The 15,581-nt window shown below is 39.3% G+C and carries 17 protein-coding genes and 1 other RNA gene; 10 read left to right on the forward strand and 8 right to left on the reverse strand.

Translation table 11 applies throughout. The annotated features are described in order from the left end of the window. Window positions 1-2 precede the first annotated feature (2 nt). From rpsI to H5159_RS01530, 6 genes are all read left to right on the forward strand, one after another. A complete protein-coding gene (gene rpsI / locus H5159_RS01505; protein WP_024595789.1) occupies window positions 3-395 on the forward strand; it encodes a 30S ribosomal protein S9 in 393 nt (130 codons plus the stop codon). A gap of 581 nt (window positions 396-976) precedes the next feature. Continuing rightward, window positions 977-1,567 (forward strand): ubiquinol-cytochrome c reductase iron-sulfur subunit, encoded by a 591-nt coding sequence (gene petA / locus H5159_RS01510; protein ID WP_002957962.1) that lies wholly within the window; start codon window positions 977-979, stop codon window positions 1,565-1,567. Then, entirely contained in the window at window positions 1,567-2,832 is a 1,266-nt protein-coding gene (locus H5159_RS01515; RefSeq protein WP_002957963.1) for a cytochrome b N-terminal domain-containing protein, read from the forward strand. The genes petA and H5159_RS01515 overlap by 1 nt, the downstream gene beginning before the upstream one ends. Next, the gene (locus tag H5159_RS01520) at window positions 2,829-3,578 is read left to right on the forward strand and encodes a cytochrome c1 (protein WP_002957964.1); all 750 of its coding nucleotides are present in this window, start codon (window positions 2,829-2,831) and stop codon (window positions 3,576-3,578) included. The genes H5159_RS01515 and H5159_RS01520 overlap by 4 nt, the downstream gene beginning before the upstream one ends. An 80-nt stretch (window positions 3,579-3,658) precedes the next feature. Beyond that, entirely contained in the window at window positions 3,659-4,285 is a 627-nt protein-coding gene (sspA, locus tag H5159_RS01525; protein ID WP_002957965.1) for a stringent starvation protein SspA, read from the forward strand. Further along, window positions 4,285-4,722, forward strand: coding sequence for a ClpXP protease specificity-enhancing factor (locus tag H5159_RS01530; RefSeq protein ID WP_002957966.1), 438 nt, complete (start codon window positions 4,285-4,287; stop codon window positions 4,720-4,722). The genes sspA and H5159_RS01530 overlap by 1 nt, the downstream gene beginning before the upstream one ends. A gap of 57 nt (window positions 4,723-4,779) precedes the next feature. Here H5159_RS01530 and dolP read toward each other — a convergent pair whose 3' ends face one another. Genes dolP through H5159_RS01550 form a run of 4 tightly spaced genes read right to left on the reverse strand, consistent with a single transcriptional unit; the run spans window position 4,780 to window position 8,238 of the window. Continuing rightward, entirely contained in the window at window positions 4,780-5,346 is a 567-nt protein-coding gene (gene dolP, locus H5159_RS01535; protein WP_039485369.1) for a division/outer membrane stress-associated lipid-binding lipoprotein, read from the reverse strand. After that, window positions 5,339-5,932 (reverse strand): SIS domain-containing protein, encoded by a 594-nt coding sequence (locus H5159_RS01540; RefSeq protein WP_002957968.1) that lies wholly within the window; start codon window positions 5,930-5,932, stop codon window positions 5,339-5,341. Before H5159_RS01540 ends, dolP begins: the two co-directional genes overlap by 8 nt. A 32-nt stretch (window positions 5,933-5,964) precedes the next feature. Then, a complete protein-coding gene (locus H5159_RS01545; protein WP_182694726.1) occupies window positions 5,965-6,336 on the reverse strand; it encodes a YraN family protein in 372 nt (123 codons plus the stop codon). A 24-nt stretch (window positions 6,337-6,360) separates the two neighbouring features. Beyond that, complete coding sequence (locus tag H5159_RS01550) at window positions 6,361-8,238, reverse strand: penicillin-binding protein activator (protein ID WP_002957971.1); 1,878 nt, start codon at window positions 8,236-8,238, stop codon at window positions 6,361-6,363. 61 nt (window positions 8,239-8,299) lie between these two features. Here H5159_RS01550 and rsmI point away from each other — a divergent pair, with 61 nt between their 5' ends. Both rsmI and rnpB read left to right on the forward strand, forming a co-directional pair. Beyond that, the gene (rsmI, locus tag H5159_RS01555) at window positions 8,300-9,157 is read left to right on the forward strand and encodes a 16S rRNA (cytidine(1402)-2'-O)-methyltransferase (protein WP_154903851.1); all 858 of its coding nucleotides are present in this window, start codon (window positions 8,300-8,302) and stop codon (window positions 9,155-9,157) included. A 41-nt stretch (window positions 9,158-9,198) separates the two neighbouring features. Then, an RNA gene (gene rnpB, locus H5159_RS01560) (RNase P RNA component class A) lies at window positions 9,199-9,576 on the forward strand. Window positions 9,577-9,844: 268 nt separating this feature from the next. Here the strand turns inward: rnpB and H5159_RS01565 are convergent. Both H5159_RS01565 and H5159_RS01570 read right to left on the reverse strand, forming a co-directional pair. After that, complete coding sequence (locus tag H5159_RS01565) at window positions 9,845-10,993, reverse strand: lipase family protein (protein WP_154903852.1); 1,149 nt, start codon at window positions 10,991-10,993, stop codon at window positions 9,845-9,847. A 32-nt stretch (window positions 10,994-11,025) separates the two neighbouring features. Continuing rightward, window positions 11,026-11,556: a DUF6795 domain-containing protein gene (locus tag H5159_RS01570; RefSeq protein WP_154903853.1), complete on the reverse strand. Its 531-nt coding sequence runs from the start codon at window positions 11,554-11,556 to the stop codon at window positions 11,026-11,028. A 320-nt stretch (window positions 11,557-11,876) separates the two neighbouring features. On the opposite strand from H5159_RS01570, the gene H5159_RS01575 reads away from it, so the two are divergent. Continuing rightward, a complete protein-coding gene (locus H5159_RS01575) occupies window positions 11,877-12,215 on the forward strand; it encodes a transposase (RefSeq protein WP_259395014.1) in 339 nt (112 codons plus the stop codon). A gap of 298 nt (window positions 12,216-12,513) precedes the next feature. Here the strand turns inward: H5159_RS01575 and H5159_RS01580 are convergent, their stop codons facing one another. Continuing rightward, a complete protein-coding gene (locus H5159_RS01580; RefSeq protein WP_154903854.1) occupies window positions 12,514-13,593 on the reverse strand; it encodes a mechanosensitive ion channel family protein in 1,080 nt (359 codons plus the stop codon). A 127-nt stretch (window positions 13,594-13,720) separates the two neighbouring features. On the opposite strand from H5159_RS01580, the gene H5159_RS01585 reads away from it, so the two are divergent. Continuing rightward, a complete protein-coding gene (locus tag H5159_RS01585; protein ID WP_154903855.1) occupies window positions 13,721-14,674 on the forward strand; it encodes a YihY/virulence factor BrkB family protein in 954 nt (317 codons plus the stop codon). A 3-nt stretch (window positions 14,675-14,677) separates the two neighbouring features. On the opposite strand, the gene H5159_RS01590 is transcribed toward H5159_RS01585, so the two are convergent. After that, complete coding sequence (locus tag H5159_RS01590; protein ID WP_182732811.1) at window positions 14,678-15,565, reverse strand: LysR family transcriptional regulator; 888 nt, start codon at window positions 15,563-15,565, stop codon at window positions 14,678-14,680. Between the last annotated feature and the right edge of the window lie 16 nt (window positions 15,566-15,581).

Genomic DNA, 15,581 nt, shown 5'->3' on the forward strand with positions numbered 1-15,581 from the left:
CCATCATGGCAAATCAATACTACGGTACAGGTCGTCGTAAAAGTTCAAGTGCTCGCGTATTCTTACGCCCAGGCACTGGTAACATCGTAATCAACAAACGCTCTCTAGAAGAGTATTTTGGTCGCGAAACAGCACGCATGGTTGTTCATCAAGCTCTTGAGCTAGTTGATATGACTGAAAAATTTGACCTTTACATCACCGTTTCTGGTGGTGGTACAACTGGTCAAGCTGGTGCTATCCGTCACGGTATCACTCGTGCACTTATGGAGTTTGACGAGTCACTACGTCCACAACTTCGTAAAGCAGGTTTTGTTACACGTGATGCACGTAAAGTTGAACGTAAGAAAGTGGGTCTTAAGAAAGCGCGTAAGCGTCCACAGTTCTCAAAACGTTAATCTATACGTTATCAAGAATTCAAAAACCCAGCTTATGCTGGGTTTTTTGTTTTCAAATCAAAAAGTTTACATTTGCTACTTAATTTAAATTTGTTTATAGCGGTCGCCATACTTGGTATTGCTGTAATTAATGATGATCAAATTTATTAATAACTGCGTATTAATCGAACGAAAGTTAAAAAACACTCAGATAGCTGCAAAAAAGTTAAATAATTATCGTAATTAGTTTAAATCCATCAGTTAATTGGTGGAATTTTTTGCTACAATTGGCGTGGAAGTAAAATGAGTGAGTTTAACGACACTATGTACAGTTTTTACTGTTTCCTCTTAGTGGTGTTGATCTCGGTCAGTATATTGTTTTTACAGAAGCGTTATTATAGTCGTTCGGCTTTATTCTCGAGCTAGCTTAATCAAATTTTTGATCAAGTCAGGTTTATTCGAGCATGGGGCTTTGAATAACCTTGTTTTAATCAAGGGTTTTAATTATGATCGCTTCTATTTTAAAAATTTCGAATAATTAACCTGCTGTAACTGATGTTCTCAATATAGCAAGTGTTGAGAATCATAGTGGAGATAAGTGGATGAGCAATGCGCCTGTAGACAATGGCCGACGTCGCTTTTTAACCATAGCTACCTCTGTTGTAGGTGGTGTTGGTGCGGCTGGGGCTGCTGTTCCTTTTATTGCGTCTTGGAATCCAAGTGAGCGAGCTAAATCTGCGGGTGCGCCTGTAGAAGTAGATATCAGCAAACTTGAGCCTGGACAATTAATACGTGTCGAGTGGCGTGGTAAACCTGTATGGGTTGTATCACGTACCCCAAAAATGCTTGAGCAGATGAAAGAACATGAAGGTCAACTTCGTGATCCGCAATCGCAAGAGCCACAACAATTAGAATCATCAACAAATGATTACCGTTCATTACGTCCAGAAATATTTTTGGCTGTAGGTATTTGTACGCATTTAGGATGTTCACCAGGCTTTTTACAAGGTAATTTTGGTGAGAAAGTAGAAGGGACTGATGACGGTTTCTACTGCCCGTGCCACGGTTCTAAATTTGATATGGCTGGTCGAGTATTTCAATCGGTACCTGCACCATTAAACTTAGAAATACCACCTTATACTTTTCTAGATGACACCACTATTTTAGTGGGCGAAGAAAGAGGGGTAGCCTAATGTTTGGTAAGATTATTGGTTGGATAGACGACCGAATCCCAATGACACGTGTTTGGAACATGCACATTGCACAGTATCCAGCACCTAAAAACTTTAACTTCTGGTACTTTTTTGGCTCACTAGCCATGTTAGTACTAGTAAACCAAATCCTAACAGGTATTTGGTTAACGATGAACTTTGTTCCGTCTGCTGAAGGTGCTTTTGCTTCGGTAGAGTACATCATGCGTGATGTAGAATATGGCTGGTTACTACGTTACTTGCACTCAACAGGTGCATCAGCGTTTTTCATCGTTGTATATATGCATATGTTCCGTGGCATGATCTACGGTTCTTACCAAAAACCGCGTGAATTACTGTGGTTATTTGGTATGTTCATTTTCTTAGCGCTAATGGCTGAAGCATTCATGGGATATTTATTACCATGGGGCCAAATGTCGTTCTGGGGCGCACAAGTAATCATTTCATTATTCGGTGCTATTCCGGTTATTGGTGATGACTTAACACTTTGGATCCGTGGTGACTACGTAATATCAGGTGCAACACTTAATCGCTTCTTTGCATTACATGTAATTGCACTACCACTGGTTATTGTAATCTTAGTTTTCTTACACATTGTTGCTCTACACGAAGTGGGTTCAAATAACCCTGAAGGTATTGAGATTAAACGTAAGAAAGGCTCAGTAGCTGAAGAAGATAAGCCTAAATTTAAATTCCACGAGTATTACACTAACAAAAAAGACATTGTTGATGCGATACCGTTCCACCCTTACTACACAGTTAAAGATATTGTGGGTGTGGTTGGTTTCTTAATACTGTTTTGTTGGGTTGTGTTCTTTATGCCGGCGATGAATGGCTTCTTTTTAGAAGGTCCAAACTTCGAGGCAGCTAACCCACTTAAAACACCTGAGCATATTTTCCCGGTTTGGTACTTTACGCCATTCTATGCAATCTTACGTGCAATCCCTGATAAGTTAATCGGTGTTGCGGCGATGGGTGCATCGATTGTAGTACTTGCATTACTACCTTGGATAGACCGTGGTAGAGTTAAATCGGTTCGTTACCGTTGTGGTTTCCATAAATGGAACATTGCAGGCTTTGTTGTAACTTTCGTTCTTCTTGGTTGGGTGGGTGCAACTCCACAAACTGATATGAAAACGATTATTTCTCAAATCTGTACTGTGACTTACTTTATGTTCTTCGTACTGTTGTTTGTATACAGTAAGAACGAAAAAACTAAGCCATTGCCAGAGAGGTTAACGAAATGATGAAGAAGCTTATTATTGGTTTATTTGCTTTATCAGTAAACTTGTTGCCTAACATGGTTATGGCAGCAGGTCCGTCGGTTCCTTTAATGGAAGCGAATAACGACCTTACTGATCAACCATCTTTACAACGCGGTGCAAAGTTGTTCATGAACTACTGTCTTGGTTGTCACCAAATGCAGTATCAACGTTATGAGCGTACTTTTCGTGATATCGGTATCCCAACAGAAGTTGGTTTAGAGCAGTTAATTTTTGACGGCTCTAAAGTCGGTAGCCATATCACAAACGCAATTACAAAAGACGATGCAGCAAAATGGTTTGGTGCGGCTCCGCCGGATTTAACTCTTATTGCACGTGTAAAATCACCAGATTATATTTACACGTACCTAAAATCGTTTTATAAAGATGAATCTCGCCCGTTTGGAGTTAACAATATTGTTTTTCCATCGGTAGGTATGCCTCATGTTCTTCAAGAACTACAAGGTTTACCAACGCCTATCACTAAAGAAGTAGAAGAACATGGCCACACTGTGACCAAAGTTATTGCTACTGAAACTGATGGTACGGGTGAATTAAGCGTAGATGAATACGACCAAGCGGCTCGTGATTTAACAAACTTCCTTGAGTACGTGGGTGAACCTTCACGTCTTGAATCGGAAGCGCTAGGTATTAAGGTAATAGGATTCTTAATAATTCTATTTATCTTGGCATTTATGCTTAAGAAAGAATACTGGAGAGATGTTCATTAAGTTGAACATTTTTAAAGGTAATTTTGCAATAGGGGCTTAAGCCCCTTTTGCTGTTTTAGTTATTTAACGGAGGTATAGGCATGGCCGTAGCTGCCAATAAGCGCCCTGTAATGACCCTTTTTTCTGGTGCTAACTGTATGTATAGCCACCAAGTACGTATTGTACTTGCGGAAAAAGGTGTAAGTGTAGATATTCATTTGGCTGAAAAAGATAACTTGCCAGAAGCACTTCACGAAATTAACCCTTACGGCACAGTGCCAACACTGATTGACCGTGAGCTTGGTTTATACCAGGCAAACATCATCATGGAATACCTTGATGAGCGTTTTCCTCATCCTCCACTAATGCCTGTTTACCCGGTAATGCGTGGTCGTAGCCGCTTAATGATGCATCGTATTGATACTGACTGGTACAGCCTAGCTGACAAAATCAGTAACAACACGTCAGATGCTGCTCAAGCTCGTAAAGAGCTAACAGAAGCATTACTTGCTGTAGCACCTATTTTTAGCGAAGCACCTTACTTTATGAGTGAAGAGTTTAGCTTAGTAGATTGTTATTTAGCTCCACTATTATGGCGTTTACCAGAGTTTGGTATTGAGCTTAATGGTGCAGGTTCTAAAGAGCTTAAAGAGTACATGATCCGTTTATTTGAACGTGAGTCATTCCAAGCCTCTTTAACTGAAGCTGAGCGTGAGATCCGTTTATAATGACGCCTAATCGTCCTTATTTATTACGTGCTTTTTTTGATTGGATAGTCGATAACGAGTGTACACCGCATTTAGTGGTAGACGCTGGGTTTGCAAATGTACAAGTGCCAACACAGTTTGTTCAAGACGGACAAATTGTTTTAAACATAAGTCCATCAGCGGTCACACAGTTTTCGTTAGACTTAACCCAACTTAGCTTCAATGCGCGCTTTGGTGGTCAGCCAATGCAAGTGTATGTGCCTCTAGGTGCTGTGCTTGCAATATACGCGCGTGAAAATGGCGAAGGAACAGTCTTTACTGCAGATGAGTTTTTAGAGGACGAAGACGATTTTGTGCCTGAGCTTGAAAGTGTTGATTCATCAGCTGAATTTATTGATGAAACACCACCAGAAAAGCCACAGAAGAAAAAAGGCTCTCATTTACGCGTTATTAAATAATAAGTAAATGCAAAAAAAACCGCTTAATAAGCGGTTTTTTTATGTCTGTATTTTACTTTACATATATTCGAATACTTTAATTACACGCTCTACGCCAGATACATTTCGGGCAATGTTTACAGCTTGAGTAGACTCAGAGTCAGATACTAAACCCATTAAAAATACTTCAGCGTTTTCAGTAACTACTTTAATGTTATTACTGCTAATGTCTTTTGCTGTTAGTAGCTGAGCTTTTACTTTAGATGTTAACCAAGAGTCATGCGTTTGTGTAGTAATGCCAATATTTGAGCCAATACGAATTTGGTTATGTATCTTACGAATACCTGAAACGCCCTCAATGGTACGCTGTGCTTCGTTTCTCATTTCTTCATTAGATACTTGGCCTACAAGTAAAACAATACCGTTAACGCTTACAGCGCTTATATTGGCAAACTTTTCAAGGCGTTCTACTTCGCTAAGTGCAATACTGGCTTTTATTTCAATATTGTTATCGTCAATTTGAGAGCCAATGGTACGGCGATCGTTCGCTGCAGTTACTGCACTGGCTGTACCTGCAACAACAGCAGCTGCGCAGCCTTGTAGTAATACAACAGTACCTAAAACAATAAGAGAGCGTTTAAACATAATTTTCATCCTGAGGGAAAAGCGTTAAATCAACAAGTTCGCTTAAACAATGTAAGTTAACTAAATGGGATTCGATAATGCGGCTAGGGCGTTTAGATGGCGATCTAATTTCAACATCGTTAGGGCCAAGTAGGCCAACCAACTCGCCACCATCATCACCAACCATAACTATGACCTTCATATCTTTAGTTAGTGCTGCTTCAACGGCAGAAATAACATGCTTTTCGTTACCGTTAATAGCCAGTACGAGCAATAAGTCGCCTTGCTGGGCAAAAGCGCGGACTTGACGAGCAAATGTATCGTGATCGTCTACCTGGGTACTTTGCCCAAGATTAACGTTTTCTTGCGATAGAGCGATTGCCGGCAAACAAGGACGCTCGGTTTCATAGTGATTAACCAATACACCCGCCATATGCTGAGCGAGCATGTGGCAATTTGCAGTACCGCAGCAAATGAGTTTATTTCCGTTGATCAGACTTTGTGCAATAGTAAATGCAGCTGACTCAAGCGCACTAGGTAGCACTTCACCAGCAGCGATTTGAACTTGAATGCTTTCTGTAAAAATTTCTTTAATTGTGTCTTGCATAGCCTACCAATAATTTATCTTTGTATTTGCGTTCAAAATACATTTTTAAGCCAATTAATATTAGGAGATGCTTCTCCTGTAATGGCTACATAATCAATTCTTAGTGCTTGGTTAGTTAAATTTTTAGCTGCTAAGTAATGATAAATACTACGTTTTAATCGAGCTTGTTTTTGTGGGCTAAGTGCATAGTTGGCACCGCCACGGGCATTATTTTTGCGAAACTTGACCTCAATGAATACAAGGGTGTCGCCTTCTTTCATAATGACATCAAGCTCGCCAAAGGGGCAGTAATAATTACGTTCAATGGGTGTTAAGCCCTGAGTAACTAAGTATTTTTGCGCTTCAAGCTCATAATACTGGCCTTTTTCGCGACTATTTTGCCACAGCTCTTTAAACCACGACATGCCGCCCCCTTAACTTAATAAAGTTTAATTTATAGTTTGTATATCACCCGCTGATTGCATAAACAATGGTACCGGGCGTTGTGTTTCTAATTGCACAGGCTTAATGCGACGGTTTGTATATTGAGCCCAGTCGAGCATGCGTTCTATATGGCCGCTGGTATTAACAGACAACTTACCACTTAAACCACTATATTGATTGCCTGGCATTACGCTTAACTGTCTAATGTCATGTAATATTGATACTGCATCGTACGCCATTGCAAATAAGCGTTGGCTAATATCAATTTGCTCAGGCCATAGAGAGTTGTACTGCTGGCGTAAATTATGTTGTTTAATTTGCGAATCGAGCATCCACGGTAATTCTGTGAAGTATAGGCCGTCTAAGTCGCCTTTGTCTGTACTGTCAATTTGTTTACTATGACTTTTAGAGCTTGCATAAAGTGGGATACGATCAGCAAATGTACTGACGTTTACATCAAGGTAAGGTTTAATTAAGCGAGTTTCTATGGCATCACCCAAAATATAAATAACGTCTATATCACTGCGTGAACGCGTTTCGTTTTCTACTTCTTGCTTAAATAATGCTTTAACTGTTTGTATGCGATCTTTTGACTTATCAACTTCTAATAAGCTGGTAATTGTGTTTGGCATATCTTTTTTATCGTTATAAAAACCGATTTGTGGCTTGGTTTCGCTGTAGCGTTGCCACTGTAGGTTAAAATAATCAACTAAACGTTGGCCATTTGCATTATTTGGCGCAAGCAGCATAGGCTTTTGATAGCCCTTAGTTAAAAAGTGTTCCAGAGCTTGTTGTACTTCGTGCTCAGGGTTCAATGCAAAGTAATAATGCTGAAGCGAAATGCGCTCACCATCAAAGGTGTTTAAATGCAGTACCGGAGTATCAATAAGAGTTTGTGCATTGGCTAGTTTATCAATATTTGCTTTAAGTAGAGGACCAATTACAAAATCAGGCTTTATTTCTTCAAGTTGCGCTGCAATTTCTTCTGTACTTAAGTTTTCATCAATAAAAATAGTGTCGTTGATAGTTTGCGTATCAAGTGCAGCTAACACACCCGCTTTAAGCGCATCACCTAAGCGTTCGTTAGGGCCTGATTGTGGAAACAACACAACTAAACGCTCTATATTGATAGGGGCGAGCTCAGTAAGCATTTCGTCTTGTTCAGGTAATACAGAAAAAGCCGGATGCCCAATATAGCGTCTGCGCCAATTATTAATTGCTTGGTCTAGTTCCACGCCGCTACTTGCATATACTTGATAGTATAGACCAAGGTTTACCCAGCCTTGCTGGATAACCGAACCACGGTTAAAACGTTCAAGTGCATATGAAGAGAGCTGTTTTAAGTTATCCCACAAATTTTGATTGAGCTGAGGGATTTCTATATTGTTTTTTGTGGCTGTTTCAGAAGCTCTAAAGAAATAGGGGGCAGCTTTTTTTGGAAAATTTTGCGATGCATAAATACTGGCCGTTAAAAACTGATGCCATGCAAAATGCTCGGGTTGAGTCAGTTGTCCGTCTAGCGATTGCAAAATCACCAAAGCTTGATCATTCTTATTCTGTTGTTTTTGTGCAAATGCAATATAAAGACGGTTTTGGATTTGATCAACACTGGCGGTTAATTCAAGCTCATTACCAATTTTCTCTAACAAAGGCCAGTTTTGCTCACTAATTGCGGCATCACGGGCGCTATACAATAACTGTATTTTATCGGCACCTTGGCGGTTTTGCGCCAATTGGTAGATAGATTGCGCACTGGTTGCCTGATTTTGCAGTGCATTAGTGCGGTTACTTACGTTATCGCTGTTTTTAGTTGGTTTTTCGGTTGTGCTACACGCCGATAACCCTGACAATATAATTAATAGACTAACTAGTTTAAGTCGCACAATGATTTCCCAATACGTTAACGCGATTTGCTTATATTACTGACTGACGCAGGAGACCTCAATGTTAAATGAGGAGAATTCACAGAAAATTGGCACTCTTTACATTGTTGCCACCCCAATTGGCAATTATGACGACTTAAGTCACCGTGCCATTGCGACATTATCGCAAGTTGACTTAATAGCTGCTGAAGACACTCGCCATACCGGCAAGCTACTTAGCCACTTTGGAATTAAGGCAAAAACGTTTGCATTACACGACCACAACGAAAAGCAAAAAGCACAACAAATTATTGATCAACTTAATCAAGGTTTAAATATTGCTTTAGTATCTGACGCTGGTACGCCACTAATAAGTGATCCAGGCTACGCTGTGGTAAATCTATGTCGCGAACAAGGCGCTCATGTTACACCTGTTCCAGGTGCATGTGCTGCAATTACAGCCGTATGTTGTTCAGGCTTACCAACTGACCGCTTTCAGTTTATTGGTTTTACGCCAGCTAAAAGCAAAGCTCGCCAAGACTTTTTTACCGAAGCTGTCAACTCAGGTATCACCAGCATAATGTACGAAAGTACGCACCGTATTATGGCAAGCCTTGATGATTTAGCACTAGCCCTAGGTGATGAGCAGCAAGTTGTATTTGCTAAAGAGCTAACCAAAACCTTTGAAACATTTTTTAATGGTAGTGTAAGTGAGCTTAAACAGTTTTTAACAGATGATCCCACTAAGCAACGCGGCGAAATTGTATTAATGTTGCCGGGCAAACCAAAACTAGTAGACGATGTTCCACCAGAAGCGCGCAAAATGCTGGCACTGCTTGAGAGTGAAATGCCAATGAAAAAAGCCTGTGGCGTTGTTGCTGAATACTTTGGAATGAAGAAAAACGCTTTATACAAAACAATTATTGAAGAAAAAGAGTAAATTTTACTGCGCTTGGTATTAGCCTCATGTATACTGCGCGCCGAGTCAGCCAAGATGATCGCTGCCTGTGACGAAAATGATCAGGGGGAGGAAAGTCCGGGCTCCATAGGGCAGAGTGCCAGCTAACGGCTGGGGGGCGTGAGCCCACGACAAGTGCAGCAGAGAGGAGACCGCCAATCTCGATTGGTAAGGGTGAAAGGGTGCGGTAAGAGCGCACCGGGCCGCTAGTAATAGTCGGTTGCAAGGTAAACTCCACTCGGAGCAAGACCAAATAGGGTTCTATCATTTTAAATAATGAACGCGTGGCCCACGTGAGAACCGGGTAGGTTGCTTGAGCCATAGAGCGATTTATGGCCTAGACGAATGATTATCACTTTCTTCGGAAAGGACAAAACCCGGCTTACCGGCTGACTCACTCATTCAATAAAAAAGCCCGCAGTTAACGCTGCGGGCTTTTTTGTGCTTGTAAATTAAGGCAAGTAATTAGTTTTTGGCTATCTGTTTGCAGTACTCGTTAGAATTTCAACAAAGAGTGATAACCGGGCAGTGAGAAATTATGATGTATGAAGTCAAGATTTGGCCCCGTTGGCTTTTGCACATTGGCTTTTGTTAAATTTCACATAACACTAACAGCTTTACTTGTTAATAAAAAACCGCCATTTGGCGGTTTTTTTGTATAATTTCATTTTAGGAAGGTTTTGCTAATGCTATCGCTTCACCCGCAAGTGCGAAAATATTTTTAAGCATTAATTGTAAAATATGTCTAATCGAAGCGTAAGTAAAAGAAATTACCTTAAATGGATAGCCACAAAATGTTAGTATGTGCCCTAAAATCCCTTTTATATCTTTGGTACAGTTTTTAGAGAAGTCAATGCTATCAGCTAATGCTTTAGCTATCTGATCGTACACTGTGAGAGCGTTCGATAAATGATTTTGTATCGCATATAGCTTACCAGTATCACGTAAATGAGTTATTAAAGCTGCACCAATTTTCCTAGCCCATTTAGACGTGCGGCTACATTCGAGCCGTCTATCATAATCAAGCCTTACCTCTTCTTGAATTCGTTTTTCCATTCCTTTGTTGATAGCAGAGTAACTTTTGAAGTTGCTTGCTGTATGTAAATATCCTGGCGTCTCATTAGTCATACTATGTGCTTTTGGAGTAATAGTGGCAGCACCGTGTAAAATGTATTCTTGTTCAGTATGCATAAATGGCCACACAGGCACTAAAGGAACTGGATCTGCGGCATGTACGCAACGATAGATGTTGTTATCTGTTGCGGACTCTGTTTTTACAGCAAAGCTATTATAACCAACGCGCGGCGCACCAAAAGTATATAATTTTACATTGGCACCGAAACGTTGCTTTAGCCAGTTAGCAGCTAAGTTTGCTAAAGCCCCACCTAAACTATGACCTACAACATGAATGTTTAACTTTTTCTTAGTGCTTTTTTTGAAGTATAGTTCTAACTGATTTTTGAAAGAGTTAAATGTATGGTTAAAGCCTGCATGTACAGGTTGATTATTACTACAAGTACTTAAACCACAATGTAAATCAGTGACAACATCACGAACTTTAGCCGTGCCTCGTAAAGCTAAAACATAATCATCTTCATATGCTCCTTTCTTACCCTTTGCAATGCAGCCAAAATTGGTCGAGTGGTTAAAAACTCGTTCGAGAATAGAACCACTTACACCTTTTATAGATTCTGATTCGAATGAAAATAAAGAGCTAATTCTTTCAAAATATGGATTAGCTCTCAAGCCTCTTTTGTCAAGGCTTTCGTATGAGATAGCTGCAAAATTAGCAGCTATTGCAGGGCTTAAAACATTCATTAATATTTCCTTATAATTTAGTTTTTGATTTATTAATTATTATCCGTTTCAATTTCTGAAAGGTCAAAATAAGCATTTTGTTCCACTACTTCAAAATCATCAGACCAACGACAAATACTTAAAGCCTCAAATTTATAGCCTTCAGTTTTCTTATTCTGAAATTTAAAAAGAACCTTTCCATTAGAGATGTCGGCTATTAATTGCCTTAACTTTCTTGCATATTCCTCTCGATATTTAACGCCTGATAATCTAGAACCCCAAAGGCAATATTCTTCATTATTGTAGGATAGATAAATAGCTTGAGAAGTGAAAATCTCAGCAAGTGGGACTGCTGGTTGATTAGAACGGATATTAATTTCAGGTAATGAGAAGCCCCCATTATTATCCGTGTAAGTGAAATCTTCAACACTTTTACCATCAGAAAAATTCAATACTCTCTCTATTTTTACATTCGATAAAGGTTTGCCTTTTTCACTAGCTTGGCCTTTTACCTCAGGGCACAAGTGCACTTTGTAAGCACCAATATGATTACCAAACTTTTTAAGTGTTGTTAAAAATGACATAAACAAGAAGCCTTAAAAATAGGCTGTGAATTTTTTGTGGGGAGGCTACATGATTCCCTTGCAAACTTTAATATTCACATGCCTTTGTAAATAGATCTCATATGATAAACAAGCTTATATAAAATACAATAGTTAAAACTTAAGATGTATAGATAAAGCGAAAGATGAAGCTGGGCGCGAAGAAAATGACTTTGAGCTAAGGTCATTAATATAAAGGTAGGAGGGTGTTAACTGCTTTTTAGCGATTCGGCAGGGTCAAATCTTACCTTCATACATCAATGATCTAGATTTATAGTTTATTGCTCATTGAGTTTATTATTATGGCTAGACCACTACGAATAGAGTATGAAAATGTGTTTTATCATGTGATGAATCGCGGAAGAGGGCGTGAAAACACCTTTTTGAGTGATGACGATTCTAAGCATTTTTTATACTGCATTGAGGAAGCCAGTTTTCGTTTTAATATTGAAGTGCATTCGTATTATTTAATGACCGATCATTACCACCTACTAATAAAAATCCCTGATGCAAACATGGGCAGAGCCATGAAACATATTAATGGTCTCTATACGCAATATTCTAATAGAACACATAATACAGATGGTGAACTGTTTAGAGGTCGATACAAGGCGGTGTTGGTGGATTGTAGTAGTAACTAGACCAGACTAGCTGTGGGCATCTGACCAATGAAGTAAATTTAAATCCAGAGAAAAAAGAAGCAATGCGGGCGGCATAAAATTTTATTTGATGTGACAACTAACTTGAAAAACTCCGCAAACAAAGGGCAAAAGTCGATTAATATCCTATAAAGCCTTTTGCCTTTTCATAAGATACTTCCTAACCAGCGTTAATATATATTAGCGTTGATTACTTATTTTGCTTATTTTGCTTATTTTGCTTATTGGGTCGAGAGTATTAATATTGAGCTAAATACTAATATATACAACTTCAGCATTATTAAATAATATTTTTACCTTGTTCTGGGTCTCTTGATTGCTCTGCTTGTTCACGTATTTCGTCGGTATCACTGCTCACATCATCAAGTGTTTTAGTTTGATCAACTGTTTCACTTTTTTCGCTTTGCACTTGCGATGGTTGTTTTTCCTCTAAATTAGAAACATTTTCACTAGGGTCGGTGAGTATAATTCTTTCTCGTGCATCATCAGGCATGCTGATGTTTTGTTTTGTGAACTCATTGACTAATTCGCGCATAAGCTGGGAAGCTACTTTTAATGGACTGTGCTGCTCGCTATTAACCCAAAAATACAAAACGAAATTAATAGTAGATGAACCTAAGTTTTTTATTAAAACCTGCGCAGGTGGATCGCTAAGTACCGCATTTTGTTGATTGGCAATATCTAGGGCGAGGGTTTGTGCGCTGCGTATATCGTTATCATAGCCAATACCAATTTCTACTTTTCCGCGCATTTTTGGATTGGCAGTCAGGTTTTTAATGGTATTTTTATATACCGTCGCATTGGGTATTTGAATATGATTGCCATCGTAATCAACAAGTGTGGTTGCTCTTGCGGTTACTTTTTTAACAACACCTAAACGATTGTCTACTTCAATTACATCGTCGATTTTAAAAGGCCTTTGTATGCTCAGTAATAAACTAGCGATAAAGTTCTCAGCTATGTCTCTAAAGGCAAAACCTAATATAAGTCCTATTAGTCCCGTGCCACTCATAATGGCAACAGCAAACTCTGTAAGCCCTGCTAAACGCAGGAATAAGTACACGCCAAATAAAATAATTAAAGTGCTTATACTACGCCTTACAACTAGATGAACTAGTTTACTGTCAGTCATGTAGTCAATAGGCTTTATAAGCAATCGAGAAAGTGGCCCTGCAATTAAATAGCTTAATGCTAAAAGTATTATACCGAGTAATAGTGTGGGTAATATTTGCGCTGTTGCATGAAGTAATTGCACAGCTTGTTCATGAAAAAACTGCCACGAAAACACATTGCCTTGAAAACTTTGCGTGCTGTGAGGCGTATTGTTTAAAGCTATAATGTTTGATTGGCTACTAGGCATGGCTTATCGTCCGTGTTTGGTTTTTATAATCGTTAATATTAGGTAACAGCAAGTTTAGTACCAAATACTTTATTTAACTTGGCAAACATTTTGCTGTAGTAATGTAATACAAATATTGAGGTTTAGAATGAAAGAAGCTAAACGAGGACAGCAAGCTGAGCAGCCTAGTCATATCCCTTTTATAGGTTGGTGGGATATTGTTAAGCGCATTTTTAAGCAAATGAGTGAAGATAACTTATCTATAGTGGCAGCGGGTGTGGCATTTTATGCGTTACTTGCTATTTTTCCGGCCATTGCGGCGATGGTATCTGTGTATGCGTACTTTTCATCCCCTGCAGATATTAGTGATCATTTAAGTAAAATAGTTACTTTGCTCCCACCAAGTACCAGTGAACTAATTTTATCTCAGGTTTCTAGCCTTGCAAAAACATCAAGTGCAAGCTTGAGCTTAAGTGCAATTGGTACGCTTATACTTACTATTTGGAGTAGTTCTAAGGGCAGCCAAGCACTTATTACTGCGTGTAATATTAGTTATCGTGAATATGAAAAGCGTTCATTTTTTAAAGCTCAATTAGTACGCTTTTTATTTTCGGTAGGGGCGATTGTTGTCGCAATTTTTGCGTTATTAATTATTGGTATTTTGCCTATTGTGCTTAATTTAGTGGGGCTAAAAGAAAGTATAGATTTATTAATTAAACTCATCTCTTGGCCATTATTAGCTTTTACCTTTAATTTTGCATTAGTACTTTTATATCGTTATGCCCCACACCGTAAACCAGCCAAATGGCGTTGGATCACGATGGGTTCGTCTATTGCTACTGTGCTTTGGATTTTGGCATCTATAGGTTTTTCTTTTTATGTGTCGCGTTTTTCTAGTTACAACGAAACTTACGGCTCACTAGGTGGTGTAGTGATCATGTTGATGTGGTTGTACATCAGCGCTTATATAATCACATTAGGTGCTGTTATTAATGCTGCAACTGAGCAGCAAACAGGTAAAGACAGTACTATAGGCCCAGCTAAAGAGCGCGGGCAGCGAGGCGCCTATGTAGCAGATCACCTCGATGTAAAAAATGAATAGCTATTAGCTAGCTAAGTTAGTGAGAGCCGTAAGCTGCTCTTTAAACTCTTGTGCTGCAGGACCAAGCCTGTCGTTGTCGTTGCACATTAAATATAAATTAAGGGTACGGGTTGTACCTTGGTCTAAATTAAGTGGGATGAGCGTTTTATTTTCAATTAAATGTGCTATTTGTGTTTTTGGCAGCCAAGCGTAACCCAAATTTTGACTAACCATATCAATAGAGTTGCGTAAATGGCTGACTGTCCAGCGCATATCAGCACCTAACCAGCCATCATTGTGACTGGTGTGGGTTGCTGAGTCGCGAACTACTATTTGCCGGTGTAGCTTTAAATCGCGAAAGTTGAGTTGTTCAGTTTGTTGGTGTAATACATGGTCTTTATGCGCAACGGCTATAAACTCTATATCGCATAACGTACTGCAACTAATTCCATAGATAGGGATTGATGAAATGGCTAAATCAACCACTGAGTTATGTAGTAATTCGTTTGCACCGGTTAGCACGCTTTCTACTAAATCAATCTTTAAAAGCGGGTAAAGTTCACTCGTGTTAGCAAGTGCCTGGTATAAAATGGTGTGTGGAAAAACCTCATCAACAGCTATTTTTAACGTGCTTTCTACGCCTTCGCTTAGTGTACTTGCTACCGATTCTATTTTAGTTGCTTCTTCAATTAAAAATTCAGCTCTGCGTAAAATTAGTTTACCGCTATCGGTTAAAAATGCTTTACGACCTTTTACTTCAAGCAACTTAATTTGCAAGGCGGCTTCAAGTTTTTGAACAGCATGGTGTACGGTTGACTGACTTTTATGTACAGCCGCACTTGCGCCTGCAAATCCGCCGTGATCCACAACCGCTTTAAACATTCGCCATTGCTCTAATGTTGCTTTTGCCATTTTTAAATCCTGTTAC

The organism is Pseudoalteromonas sp. SG43-1, from assembly GCF_014164415.1.
Classification (GTDB): domain Bacteria; phylum Pseudomonadota; class Gammaproteobacteria; order Enterobacterales; family Alteromonadaceae; genus Pseudoalteromonas; species Pseudoalteromonas distincta.